Origin of the sequence: Brenneria populi (assembly GCF_036016195.1) — a bacterium.
Classification (GTDB): Bacteria; Pseudomonadota; Gammaproteobacteria; order Enterobacterales; family Enterobacteriaceae; genus Brenneria; species Brenneria populi.
The window spans coordinates 1-13,556 of the sequence record NZ_JAYWTM010000028.1 but is presented as its reverse complement, the minus strand read 5'-3'; the positions used below and the strand labels follow the sequence as shown (position 1 = coordinate 13,556).

Genomic DNA, 13,556 nt, shown 5'->3' with positions numbered 1-13,556 from the left:
GGGAGCCATCAAGATTACTCCCCATTATAGAAAATAATCTTGCTATGCATCATGATCTGCTTCAACGAGTTCGCCGCCACCCGATAACCCAGGCGACAATCCCCGCCGCCATCAGACCGGAAGGTACGACGCCCGCCTCAACCTGGCTAACCAGCAGCACCGTACCGCTGATGAGCAGCGTTGCGCCAATGCCCAGCAGATAACGGGATTGGCCTTGTCTGACATGCTGCGCGCGCAGTTCGTCAGCGAGTTTGTCTACGCTCTGCCGCAATATTCGGTGCTGGCGCAGGCCGTCGTAAAACAGCTCGGGAATATCCGGCAGCTTTTCCGCCCAGAACGGCGCTTTTTCCTTCAGGGCGCGCACCATGGCCGGTAGGCCGACCTGCTCTTTTAACCAGTTTTCCAAAAAGGGTTTGGCCGTTTTCCAGAGATCCAACTGTGGATAGAGCTGGCGTCCAATCCCTTCGATATACAGCAACGTTTTTTGCAACAGAACCAGCTGAGGCTGAACTTCCATATTAAAACGGCGCGCCGTGTTAAACAGGTTCAATAATACATGACCGAATGAAATTTCCGCTAACGGCTTTTCAAAAATCGGCTCACAGACGGTACGAATAGCAAATTCAAAATCTTCGACGTTGGTATCCGCGGGCACCCAGCCTGAATCCACGTGCAGCTCGGCCACCTTACGGTAATCGCGATTGAAAAACGCGATAAAATTTTCCGCCAGATAGCGTTTATCTTCTTTATTAAGCGAACCGACAATCCCGCAGTCAATGCCGATATATTGCGGATCTTCCGGGCGTTCGTCGTTAATGAAGATATTGCCGGGATGCATATCGGCATGGAAGAAACTGTCGCGGAACACCTGGGTAAAGAAAACCTGCACTCCGCGCTCCGCCAACAGCTGCATGTTGGTTCCGTTGGCTTTTAGCGTTTCGACGTCGGAAACGGGAATGCCGTAGATTCGTTCCATCACTAGCATGCGTTCGCTACAGTAGTCCGAGTACACCTCGGGAATGTACAGCATGTTGCTGTCTTCGAAATTGCGCCGCAGCTGAATCGCATTCGCCGCTTCACGCAGCAGATTCAGCTCATCGAGCAGCGTTTTCTCATATTCGTGCACCACTTCCCGCGGACGCAGGCGCCGTCCGTCCGGCAGCAGCCGCGGCAGCCAGCCCGCCAGACGCTTCATAAGACGGATGTCGGCTTTGATCACCGGTAAAATGTCCGGCCGGATGACCTTGATGACGATCTCTTTGCCGGTGGCCTTCAGACGCGCGGTATGCACCTGGGCGATAGACGCCGACGCCAGCGGCTTCAGCTCGAAATCGTCAAACCACTCTTCCAGGGGAACGCCCCCCATCGAAAGTTCGATCTGTCTGCGCGCCAGACCGCCGTCAAAAGGTTCAACCCGGTCCTGCAGCATCGCCAGCTGATCGGCGATCGCCGACGGAAACAAATCACGCCGCGTCGACATCATCTGGCCGAACTTAATCCATACCGGGCCGAGCTCCTGTAACGCCAAACGCAAACGCACGCCCAACAGCATATCGGGGTGCCGGTTCGGCAGCCAAAACAGCAGGCGGCGGCCGAAGCGCAGCGGGATAGTCAGGCGCATTCTGGGAATCAGCTCATCCAGACCATAGCTCAGCAAGACGCGTACGATGCTGTAGAGCCGCAGCAGTTCACCGGGCATCATCGCGCAGCCTCCAGCTTCGCCAGACGTTCGGACAGCGTCTGCGCCGATTTCTCCAGCTCCGCCACCTCGTCATGGAACCAGGCGTTTTCCAGTTTACCCGGCGCGAGACGCCACTCTTCGGTCAGCGTCTCGGAGAGAAAACGCCGCTGGCGGCGCAGAAAATGGTTAACGACGCCCAGCGTCTTTTGCGCCGTCTGGCTTACCCCCTGAGCGACGATATCGCCCAGATAGGGCGCCAGCCACTCCGCCGGATCGAATTCGGCCAAATCAAGCAGGCCGATGAACTGCTGCGCGACCTGGATATCGCCTTCGATGATCAGATCGCCGCCGCGCATCAGCGCGGAAAGATGCTGCCGATCGCGCAGCTTCATCAGCACCGCCAAACGCGTTTTCAGTCGGCAATCGGCGCGATCTTCCCACTGGCCGACCACGTCAAGACGCCGCTCGCTAAAAATAAGCGTCAGCGGCATATCCAGTTCAGCCAGTTCGATTTGCAGCGTTTTTCCAAGCAGGCGCTGACGCGCCGCCTTCATACTGCGGTCGCGAAACAGTAACTGATTCAACGCGGTTTCCAGCGCGGCTGTCAGCACGGACGTTATCAGCATGGGCATGTCCAATCAGAATTTAAAACCACGATGCAGCGCCACAATCCCGCCGGTAAGATTGAAATAATTCACGCTATCGAAACCGGCGTCGGCCATCATTCCCTTCAGCGTTTCCTGATCGGGATGCATGCGGATCGACTCCGCCAGATAGCGATAGCTGCCGGCGTCGCGCGCCACCATTTCCCCGATTTTCGGCAGGACATGGAAGGAGTAGACGTCGTAAATTTTACTTAACGGCTTCAATATCGGTTTGGAGAACTCCAGCACCAGCAGACGTCCGCCCGGCTTCAATACCCGGTACATGGAGCGCAGCGCTTTGTTTTTATCGGTGACGTTGCGCAAGCCGAACGAGATGGTGATGCAGTCAAAGAAGTCGTCCGGAAACGGCAGTTCTTCGGCGTTAGCCTGTACATAGCTGACATTATTGATAATGCCTTTGTTGCGCAGCTTCTCACGGCCGACTTTCAGCATCGAAGCATTGATATCGGCTAAGACCACTTCGCCTTCATCGCCGACAATGCGCGAGAATTTCGCCGTCAGATCGCCCGTTCCGCCCGCCACGTCCAGGACGCGTTGCCCGCGCCGCACGCCGCTGCACTCAATGGTGAATCTTTTCCAGATACGGTGAATGCCGAAAGACATCAGGTCGTTCATCAGGTCGTATTTTGCTGCTACAGAATGAAAAACGTCGGCCACCATGACCTCTTTTTCATCCTTGGCGACAGTGCGAAAACCAAAGTCGGTTGTTTTCTCCTGCTCATCTGCCATTTTATCCGCCTACTATTTAGTCAAACATCGGGTCTGTTTATTAATGGGAAGAGTGTAACAGACCCGGATAAAAAGCCCACCGCCTAATGCCGCAACGCAGTGCGGCAGGCGCCGATAAATCGGCGGCGCGCCAGGGTGCGGCCTGTTCGCCGCGCCGGCGTTACGGAACCGACGTCAGACTCCGCCGCCGCGCTCGGCCGGATCGCTGTTTTCCTGCGCGCCCGCCCGCTCCGCCAGCGCTGGACTGATGGGGCGTTTTACTTCGACGCCCAACGCACGGAACCCCTCCGCCTGGCCGATCAGGTTGCCGCGCCCGGAAGAGAGTTTGTTCATCGCCTGACGATAGCTCCCCTGGGCTTTATCAAGGCTTTGCCCCAACGACTCCATATCATCGACGAACAGACGCAGTTTATCGTACAGCCGCGCCGCCCGTTCGGCGATCTGCTGCGCGTTGCGGCTCTGTTGCTCATAACGCCACAGGTTATTGATAGTACGCAGCGCCACCAGCAATGTCGTGGGGCTGACCAGCATAATATTGTGCTTCAGCGCTTCGTTGATCAACTCGGGCTGGCGATCGATGGCCACCAGAAACGCCGGCTCGACGGGAATAAACATCAGGACATAATCCAGCGAACGCAGCCCCGGCAGCTGCTGGTAGTCCTTGCCGCCCAGCAGGCGAATATGTCCGCGCACCGAGAGCAGATGCTCGTTCAGCGCGGCCAGACGCTCGGCCTCGTCTTCGCTATTAAAATAGCGCTCATAGGCCACCAGCGACATTTTGGCGTCAATCACCACGTCCTTGCCCTGCGGCAGGCGGACTATCACGTCAGGCTGCATACGCTGGTTGACGCCGGTCTGCACGCTGACCTGCGTCTGATACTCATACCCTTCGCGCAGGCCGGAGGCTTCCAGCACGCGGCTGAGCACCACTTCGCCCCAGTTGCCCTGCGTCTTATTATCGCCCTTCAGGGCCTTGGTGAGGTTAATCGCTTCGCGGGCCATCTGCTCATTGAGCTGCTGCAGATTACGAATTTCGTGCGTCAGGGTATGGCGCTCGCGCGCCTCGGCGCCGAAGTTCTCCTGAACCTGGCGCCGGAACCCGTCAAGCTGTTCGCGCAGCGGCATCAATAGACTTTCCAGGCTCTGTTTGTTCTGTTCGTCCACTTTACGGCCGCTGTGCTCAAAAATCCGGTTGGCCAGATTTTCAAACTGGGTGGTTAAGCGTTGTTCGCTGTTCATCAGCAGGCGCTGTTTCTCTTCGGCCGCCATGCGCGTCTCTTCCAGCCGGATCGTGACCTCCCGCAGCTCGGCCTCCTGGGCGGCGTTCACCTCACGCAGCGCGCGCAGCTCCTGGTTGAGCTGCATACACTCATCGCGCAGCTGCGGCAGCTGGCGTTGCTTTTCCTGGCTGGCCGCGAGCTGGCCGTGCAGGTTACGCAACGCCAGCTCATTTTCGCGCCATTGCCGCTCATGCTGTTTTTCCGCCTGCTGGCTTGCGCTCAGCAGCTGTTGGGTTTGCTGCAGCGTTTGCTCAAGCAGCCGCTGTTCGGTTTCATGACGGGACTGCTGCCGCTGGCACGACAGGCTCACGATAAGCCAGCCGACCAACAGGCCGACAAGACCGCCGCCCAACCCATAAAATATGCTGATATCCACTGCGCCTCCGCTGACTATCACCGCCGTCCGCCAAGGTAAATTGATACTGTATGGATGTCCAGAGGCAATTGCGCCGAGACCGGAGTTTGGGGGTGATTAGGGTGAAAAATGCGGGCGTGATTCGGATTCGCCGGGCAAATGATGCAAGCCGGTACGCTTTTCATACCGCATGTCGGCAGGCGATTCGGCCCCTCCCTGGGCCTCGATTCGTCCTGGCCGCGCTCGGCCAGGACGATTGCGGCGTTATCAGCCCAAGCGTCGTTTCGCCTCGGCCAAGGCCTGCGCCACCTGTTGAGGCGATACGCCCCCCTGCGCCGCGCGCTTATCCAGGCAGGATTGCAGCGACAGGATCGGGTAAACGTCATCGGCGATCGCCGCGCTGAACTTCTGCAGCTCGGGCAGGGAGAGCGCTTCCAACGCTTTGCCCTGACGAATGGCCTCAACCACCGCCTCGCCGACGATATGGTGGGCTTCGCGGAAGGGCACGCCCTTCGCCACCAAATAATCCGCCAGCTCCGTCGCATTGGCGTAACCCTGCTCGGCCGCTTCCCGGCAGCGGGGACGTTTCACCTGAATGCCTTCCAGCACCAGAGCGGCCATCATCAGGCAATCGTGCCAGGTATCCAGCGCGTCGAACAGCCCCTCTTTGTCTTCCTGCATATCCTTGTTGTACGCCAGCGGCAAGCCTTTCAGCGTCACCATCATGCCGGCGAGCGCGCCCTGGACGCGGCCGCATTTGCCGCGAATCAATTCCAGCGCATCCGGATTCTTTTTCTGCGGCATTAGCGATGAGCCGGACGTGACCCGATCGGAGAGCTCGACGAACGCCGCTTCGCCGCTGTTGAAGAAAATCAAATCTTCGGCGAAACGGGATAAGTGCACCATGCCGATGGCGGCGTCGGACAGCAGCTCCAGCACGTGATCGCGGTCGGATACCGTATCCAGGCTGTTGCGCGTGGCGGAGGCGAAACCTAACCACCCGGCAAGCTGCTCGCGATCGATAGGGTAAGCTGTGCCGGCCAGCGCGCCGCAGCCCAGCGGGCTGACGTCCAGGCGCTTCAGCGTATCGGCCAGCCGGCTTTCGTCACGCGCCAGCATTTCGTGGTAGGCCAGGCACCAGTGGGCGAACGTCACCGGCTGGGCGCGCTGCAGGTGCGTGTAGCCCGGCATCACGGCGTCCTGATTGGCTTGCGCCGTATCCACCAGCGCCTGACGCAGCTGACGCACCGCCAGCTGCAGCTCGGCCACCTGCGTTTTGCACCACAGTTTCAGGTCGGTGGCGACCTGATCGTTGCGGCTGCGTCCGGTGTGCAGCTTTTTGCCCAAATCGCCGACCTTCTCAATCAGGCGCTGTTCCACCCAACTGTGAATATCTTCGGCGTCACTTTGCAGGATCACGTCAGGATCGGCCTGAACCTCGGCCAACAGCGCGTTCAGCGCCTGTTCCAGATGCTGCTGTTCCTGTTCGCTCAGCACATTGACGGTGACCAACGCTTTCGACCAGCCAATCGAGCCGATGATGTCCTGCTCCGCCAGACGGTAGTCAAACCGCAGCGAGTCATTGAACTGTTTAAAACGCCGATCTGCCGCCTGACTGAACCGACCGCCCCACAAAGCCATAACCATTACTCCCGAAATTCAAATAAATATAGATAGGGCATCATGCCATATCCCAGAACGGCTTACGCTAAAATGCGCGTGCCGATAGCCACGCCGTTGAACAGCGCGGGCAGCTGATCCGCATGGCGCCAGCTGGCGATATCCACCGGGCGCCCCAGCGCGCGCGCGGCATCCAGCGCCGCGTTAACCTTAACGATCATGCCGTCGGTAATGATGCCCTGCGCAATCAGCTGTTGCGCTTTTTGCGCCGTCATCTCCGCGATGCGCTGGCCTTTGCCGTCCAGAATACCGCTCACGTCGGAGAGCAGAATCAAGTCGGCGCCCAGCGTCTGCGCCAGCGCGGTGGCGGCCTGGTCGGCGTTCACGTTCATCAGATCGCCCCCATCGGTTATCCCGATAGAGCTGACGACCGGCAGATATCCCGCCGACAGCAGCGTATTCAACAGCGCGGGAGAGCCGGCCTCCGCTTTGCCGACAAACCCCAGCGCTTCGTCCAGTTGCGTCACGTTGGTGCTGCCGCCGTCCGCCAGACACAGGCCGACGGCGTTAATATCGTGTTTTTTCGCCCACGACAGTAATGTTTTATTCGCCGACCCCGCCAACGCGCCGGTAATAATGTCGATCTGATCGGCGGGGGTGACGCGCAGGCCGTTTTTTTTCACCACCGGCAGCGACAGTTTTTTCATCAGATCGTCAACCAGGCATCCGCCGCCATGCACAATCACAAGCGGGCGCTGATGTTGCCGGCGGTAGGTAACCAGTGCGGTGAAGAGACGCTCCAGCGCTTCTTCGCTATCCAGTAAAACGCCACCTAGCTTGATAATTAACGGATTCATTATTTTCTTCGCGCCTCAGAATGGTAAATAGTCATCAAAGTAAAGACCGGGTTAACGGCAAAAGCGGTTATGTTCATTTGCGGTGTAGTGTATACCTTAACTTATTCATCAACGAAATCGGTAATGGGGTGCGTCTGCGTCGTCACGCCGTTCACCCGCGCAGCCAAGCGACATGCCGCAGATACCGTCAAGGATATCCCAAGGTTTCCTTTCGCCTGACATTACTGTATTTTTATTCAAAAAAAATGCATGAATATTGATACTATCCTAACCAGAGGCTGTCAACAGTGAAGATGAATTTACCCCCATTTATTGAGCTATACCGGGCGTTGATCGCAACGCCGTCCATCAGCGCGACCGACAGCGCGCTCGATCAAAGTAATCAGGCGTTAATCAATCTGCTGTCCGGCTGGTTTACCGATTTGGGCTTTCATGTCGAGGTGCAGCCGGTGCCCGGCACCCGGCACAAATTTAATATGCTGGCCAGAATCGGAGAAGGAAAAGGCGGCCTATTGCTGGCGGGACATACCGATACCGTGCCTTTCGACGACGGGCGCTGGACGCGCGACCCTTTCACGCTGAGCGAACACGACAATAAGCTGTACGGCCTGGGCACCGCCGATATGAAAGGATTCTTCGCGTTTATTCTTGATACGCTGCGCGATATCGATGCGACCAAGCTGACCAAACCGCTGTATGTGCTCGCCACCGCGGATGAAGAGACCACCATGGCCGGCGCCAAATATTTTTCCGCCTCCACGCAGCTCAGGCCGGACTGCGCCATTATCGGCGAGCCGACCTCGCTGCGGCCGGTGCGCGCCCACAAGGGGCATATGTCCAGCGCGATACGCATTCAGGGCCAGTCGGGACACTCCAGCGATCCCTCGCGCGGCATTAACGCCATCGAATTGATGCACGACGCGATCTCCCATCTGCTGAAATTGCGCCAAACCCTTCAGGAACGCTATCACAACCCCGCGTTCGCCATCCCCTATCCGACCATGAATCTGGGCCATATTCACGGCGGCGATGCGCCGAACCGTATCTGCGCCTGCTGCGAGCTGCACATGGACATCCGTCCGCTGCCGGGCATGACGCTCAACGATCTGAACGGCCTGCTGGCGGAGGCGCTGGCGCCGGTTAGCCAGCGCTGGCCGGGACGGCTGACGATCGGCGAGCTGCACCCGCCGATCCCCGGTTATGAATGCCCGGCGGACCACCATTTAGTCTCGGTGGTGGAAAAGCTGCTGGGTACGCAAACCGACGTGGTCAATTACTGTACCGAAGCGCCTTTTATCCAGGAGCTCTGCCCGACGCTGGTGCTGGGCCCGGGATCGATCGAGCAGGCGCATCAGCCGGACGAATTCCTTGATACCGCGTTTATCAAACCGACGAGAGAGCTAATTTCGCAGCTGATTAAACACTTCTGCCGCCCCTAATCCCGCGCCGCGGCCTTACCGGCAAAGAATGCGGGTAAGGCCGTTCGAGCACGGCGTTTCAGCCGTCGTCGTTCCCTCCTCGGCGATTCGCGCCCGCGTTGGCCGGTTAATAAGCTCACCTAATGTCAGGACATCTGTAATTAAATTTCACAAATTGCCAGATCGATAGCAAAACGGGTAAAAAGAGAGGCGGCATAAAGATTAACGCGGACAAAGAATCGCCAATTGACGAATCTACCTCATCGTGGCTAGATGAAAGGAGCGTTGTACGTTTTTCTGGTGAAACAAACTTACAAAAAATTAGAGATGGGTCAGGGTAAATATGAAAGAGCAATATTCAGCAATGCGAAGTAACGTCAGCATGCTAGGTAAGCTACTTGGCGATACTATCAAGGAAGCGCTGGGTGAGAACATTCTTGATAAAGTGGAACGGATTCGTAAATTATCAAAATCCTCCCGGGCAGGCAGTGAAAAGCACCGACAGGAACTGCTGAACACGCTACAAAATCTGTCCAACGAAGAGCTATTGCCGGTAGCCCGCGCATTTAGCCAGTTTCTTAACTTAACCAATACCGCCGAGCAATATCACACCATTTCCCCGCACGGCGAGGCAGCCAGCAACCCGGAGCTGCTCGGCGAAGCGTTTGAGCGTTTAAAAAATAATAAGGATCTCACGGAAAAAGAGATTCGCGACGCCGTCGAATCACTCTCCATCGAGCTGGTATTGACCGCGCACCCTACCGAAATTACCCGCCGCACCCTGATCCACAAACTTGTTGAAGTCAATACCTGCCTTAAACAGCTCGATCATGACGATCTGGCCGAATATGAACGCAACCGGATTATGCGCCGCCTGCGCCAGCTGATCGCGCAATCCTGGCATACCGACGAAATTCGTAAAATCCGCCCGACCCCGATCGAAGAAGCCAAATGGGGCTTCGCCGTGGTGGAAAACAGCCTGTGGGAAGGGGTGCCCGCCTTCTTGCGCGAGCTGGATGAACTGCTTGAGGCCTCTTTCGGCTATCGTCTGCCCGTAGAAGCCGTGCCGGTGCGCTTTACCTCATGGATGGGCGGCGACCGCGACGGCAACCCCAACGTGACCGCCGAAGTGACCCGCCGGGCGCTATTGCTCAGCCGCTGGAAAGCGGCCGACCTGTTCTTGCAGGATATTCAGTTCCTGGTATCGGAACTGTCGATGTCGGAATGTACGCCGGAACTGCGCAAACTGGCCGGCGGCGACGACGTGCAGGAGCCGTATCGCGCCATCATGAAATCGCTGCGCGCGCAGCTGAATAGCACCCGGGATTATCTGGATGCCCGCCTCAAAGGCGCAGAGCGTCTGCCGCCGAAAGGCCTGCTGGTCCGCAATGAGCAGCTGTGGGATCCGCTGTTCGCCTGTTACCAGTCGCTGCACGCCTGCGGCATGGGCATCATCGCCGACGGTCAACTACTGGATACGCTGCGCCGCGTGCGCTGCTTCGGCGTACCGCTGGTGCGCATCGATGTTCGCCAGGAAAGCACCAATCACAGCAATGCGCTGGCGGAAATCACCCGTTACCTGGGCCTGGGCGACTATGATAGTTGGTCGGAGTCCGACAAACAGGCGTTCCTGATCCGCGAATTAAGCTCCAAACGTCCGCTGCTGCCGCGCCAGTGGGAGCCAAGCGACGAAACCAAAGAGGTGATCGACACCTGTAAAGTGATCGCCAAAGCGCCCGCCGGTTCGATCGCCGCCTACGTTATCTCCATGGCGCGGACGCCTTCCGACGTGCTGGCGGTGCATTTGCTGCTGAAAGAAGCGGGCTGTCCTTTTACGCTGCCGGTCGCCCCGCTGTTTGAAACGCTGGAAGACTTGAACAATGCCGACGACGTGATGACCCAGTTGCTCAACATCGACTGGTATCGCGGCGTGATTCAGGGCAAGCAGATGGTGATGATCGGCTATTCCGACTCGGCGAAAGATGCCGGCGTAATGGCCGCCTCCTGGGCGCAGTACCGCGCGCAGGACGCCCTGATTAAGACCTGCGAAAAAGCCGGCATCGCGCTGACGCTGTTCCACGGCCGCGGCGGATCGATCGGCCGCGGCGGCGCGCCCGCCCATGCGGCCCTGCTCTCTCAGCCGCCGGGAAGCCTGAAGGGCGGCCTGCGCGTAACCGAACAGGGCGAAATGATCCGCTTTAAATTCGGCCTGCCGGAAGTCACCATCAGCAGTCTGGCGCTTTACACCGGCGCCATTCTGGAAGCCAACCTGCTGCCGCCGCCGGAGCCCAAACCGGAATGGAAAGCGGTGATGGACGACCTGTCCCGCGTATCCTGCGATATGTATCGCGGGTACGTGCGCGAAAACCCGGATTTCGTCCCCTATTTCCGTTCGGCCACCCCGGAACTGGAGCTGGGTAAATTGCCGCTGGGCTCGCGTCCGGCGAAGCGTCGTCCCACCGGCGGCGTGGAAAGCCTGCGCGCCATTCCGTGGATTTTCGCCTGGACGCAGAACCGTCTGATGCTGCCCGCCTGGCTTGGCGCCGGCGCCGCGCTGCAAAAAGCCGTGGACGACGGCAAACAGGCGCATCTGGAAGCCATGTGCCGCGACTGGCCGTTTTTCTCCACCCGCATCGGGATGCTGGAAATGGTGTTCTCCAAAGCGGATCTGTGGCTGGCCGAATACTACGACCAGCGGCTGGTGGATGAAAAACTGTGGCCGCTGGGTAAACAGCTGCGCGAGCAGCTGGCCGCCGACATTCACGTGGTGCTGACCATCGCCAACGACGATCACCTGATGGAAGATCTGCCGTGGATCGCCGAATCGATCGCATTGCGCAACGTCTACACCGACCCGCTGAACGTGCTTCAGGCTGAACTGCTGCATCGTTCACGCCAGCAGGAAGAGCCGGACGCGGAGGTGGAGCTGGCGCTGATGGTCACTATCGCCGGCGTCGCCGCCGGTATGCGCAATACCGGCTGATCGCCCAAAGCAAAGGTTTCTACGCGCCGTCGTCCCCGCAGCCGTCAGGCGGGGACCCGTTTTTCTGGGCGGCCCGCTCAGGCCAGATACTTATCCTGAAGATACTGCCGGGCGCGGCCATCCAGCCCGTACTCGTTTTCCAGCCAGCCGTCAATCGAGCCATGGCGCTCATTAATCGCCCGCAATGCCGTCACGATAAACTCCTCCTGTACCGACAGCACGTAAGAGAACTGCTTCAACGCCTTCTCACTCAGCGTATTCGACAGATCGGCCAGCAGTTGCTGGCGGAACGGCGTCAGCGTGGTCTCCGTCAGCAGGTAATCCTCAATCACCGTTTGCTCATCCGCCCCCAGCGCGAACATCACCAGAGCCGAACCCATCCCGGTGCGATCTTTGCCCACGGCGCAGTGCTGCACCAGCGCGCCGTCATCATCCCGCAGCAGCAGCGACGCCAATTGGCGATAGGCGGAGTTATCGAACGGCAGAAGACGATAGAGCTTCAGCATAAAGGCCCGTGAATCAAAGGCGGCCAGCACCTCCGATCCTAAAGAATCCAGATTCGCCGTAACTTCATGGCGCAGCGGGTTCGCCGGAAACGCATGGTAGCTGGCGCCGGGCCACAGAATATCGGGCTTGAGCGCGATTTCATCATCATCGCGGTAATCCACCACCTGTGAAACCGGCACTCCGGCCAGGCGCTCGCAGTCTGCCGGACTTAACCGATCCAGAGAACCGGAGCGAAATAGCTTACCGTGGCGAATAAGCCGTCCGTCCGCCGCGCGGTTGCCGCCCAGATCGCGGAAGTTAATTCCGCCGTCCAGCGGAACCAGTGAAGGATGGAGTAAGGTTGGTTCGGTCATACATCTCCTTGCAATTCATCATCGGTAAAAGGACGAGACGGAAAGCGGGCCGAGCGGCGTGCGCCGGCCCGAAAGGCGCCAATCGGATCGCGCCTGAGGCTTATGCGTCGGCCAGCAGCCGGCGCACGGCATCCAGCAATACCTTAACGACCGTCGTTTCCGCCTGCTGCATGGTCTCGACATCGGGCGTCTCCTGCTGGGTGCGATTGACGATCACCCCGGCGATCATCCCGGCGCGCAGCCCCTGGCTGGCGCACATCGTCAGCAGCGTGGCCGATTCCATTTCATAATTCAGCACGCCCATACTTTGCCACTCCGCCATCGAGCCCTGGAAACGGCGTACCACGCGGCCGGAAAAGGTATCATAGCGCTCTTGTCCGGGATAAAACGTATCCGATGAAGCGGTCACGCCGATATGCAGCGCCGCATCCGCCGCTTTCGCCGCCTCGACCAGCGCGGTCGTACAGGCGAAATCGGCCACCGCCGGAAACTCCATCGGCGCGAAATGCAGGCTCGCGCCGTCAAGGCGCACCGCCGCCGTGGTCACCAGCACGTCGCCCACGCGAATATCGGGCTGAATCGCGCCGGTGGTGCCGACCCGCAGAAAGGTTCGGATGCCGAGCTGGGCCAACTCCTCCACCGCTATCGACGTTGACGGCCCGCCGATGCCGGTGGAACAAATAATCACCGTCTTTCCGTCCAGCTCGGCGCGCCAGGTGGTGAATTCACGGTGCGACGCCAGATGCAGCGGGTTATCCATCAGCCGGGCTATTTTTTCGACGCGCGCCGGATCGCCGGGCACGATCGCCAGCGTCGCGCCATTTAAGTCGTGCCTCGTCAGGCCGAGATGGAACACATCAGATGTAGACATAAACGCCTCCCAGGCAATAAATTGAGTCATCAGAGAGAGAAAAGTTCGTCGCGGCTATCCAGACTGTTTATTGTAGATTCTTTACTCGTTGATAAGATACGTCATAGACGCGCAACCTGACATTAATATGAATTCGGGACGCAGCGCAGAGGAAAGCTGACGGCGCAGGCGGGAATCTGCCGATGGGGATGACGGAGGGAAACGAGGTTTTTCCACACTCTGAGAGCCGAGGAATCG

The 13,556-nt window shown here is 58.6% G+C and carries 10 protein-coding genes; 2 read left to right on the top strand and 8 right to left on the bottom strand.

Annotated elements, in window-relative coordinates; all coding sequences use genetic code 11:
- Window positions 1-61 precede the first annotated feature (61 nt).
- The 6 genes from ubiB to argB form a co-directional block, all read right to left on the bottom strand.
- A complete protein-coding gene (gene ubiB, locus VSX58_RS19585) occupies window positions 62-1,702 on the bottom strand; it encodes a ubiquinone biosynthesis regulatory protein kinase UbiB (protein WP_327619564.1) in 1,641 nt (546 codons plus the stop codon).
- Window positions 1,699-2,307: a ubiquinone biosynthesis protein UbiJ gene (ubiJ, locus tag VSX58_RS19580; protein WP_327619563.1), complete on the bottom strand. Its 609-nt coding sequence runs from the start codon at window positions 2,305-2,307 to the stop codon at window positions 1,699-1,701. Before ubiJ ends, ubiB begins: the two co-directional genes overlap by 4 nt.
- A gap of 12 nt (window positions 2,308-2,319) precedes the next feature.
- Complete coding sequence (gene ubiE / locus VSX58_RS19575; protein ID WP_327619562.1) at window positions 2,320-3,075, bottom strand: bifunctional demethylmenaquinone methyltransferase/2-methoxy-6-polyprenyl-1,4-benzoquinol methylase UbiE; 756 nt, start codon at window positions 3,073-3,075, stop codon at window positions 2,320-2,322.
- Window positions 3,076-3,249: 174 nt separating this feature from the next.
- Window positions 3,250-4,731 (bottom strand): DNA recombination protein RmuC, encoded by a 1,482-nt coding sequence (gene rmuC, locus VSX58_RS19570; RefSeq protein WP_327619561.1) that lies wholly within the window; start codon window positions 4,729-4,731, stop codon window positions 3,250-3,252.
- 246 nt (window positions 4,732-4,977) lie between these two features.
- Window positions 4,978-6,351, bottom strand: a complete 1,374-nt coding sequence (argH, locus tag VSX58_RS19565; RefSeq protein WP_327615559.1) for an argininosuccinate lyase — start codon at window positions 6,349-6,351, stop codon at window positions 4,978-4,980.
- Between the two features lie 62 nt (window positions 6,352-6,413).
- Complete coding sequence (gene argB / locus VSX58_RS19560; RefSeq protein ID WP_327619560.1) at window positions 6,414-7,187, bottom strand: acetylglutamate kinase; 774 nt, start codon at window positions 7,185-7,187, stop codon at window positions 6,414-6,416.
- 287 nt (window positions 7,188-7,474) lie between these two features.
- Between argB and argE the strand changes: the two genes are divergently transcribed.
- Both argE and ppc read left to right on the top strand, forming a co-directional pair.
- On the top strand, window positions 7,475-8,626 hold the full coding sequence (gene argE, locus VSX58_RS19555) for an acetylornithine deacetylase (RefSeq protein WP_327619559.1): 1,152 nt from the start codon (window positions 7,475-7,477) through the stop codon (window positions 8,624-8,626).
- A 322-nt stretch (window positions 8,627-8,948) separates the two neighbouring features.
- A complete protein-coding gene (gene ppc / locus VSX58_RS19550; protein WP_327619558.1) occupies window positions 8,949-11,588 on the top strand; it encodes a phosphoenolpyruvate carboxylase in 2,640 nt (879 codons plus the stop codon).
- Between the two features lie 77 nt (window positions 11,589-11,665).
- Here the strand turns inward: ppc and VSX58_RS19545 are convergent, their stop codons facing one another.
- Window positions 11,666-12,448, bottom strand: coding sequence for a tyrosine-protein phosphatase (locus VSX58_RS19545; RefSeq protein WP_327619557.1), 783 nt, complete (start codon window positions 12,446-12,448; stop codon window positions 11,666-11,668).
- A 100-nt stretch (window positions 12,449-12,548) separates the two neighbouring features.
- Window positions 12,549-13,319: a uridine phosphorylase gene (udp, locus tag VSX58_RS19540; protein WP_327619556.1), complete on the bottom strand. Its 771-nt coding sequence runs from the start codon at window positions 13,317-13,319 to the stop codon at window positions 12,549-12,551.
- Window positions 13,320-13,556: the final 237 nt, after the last annotated feature.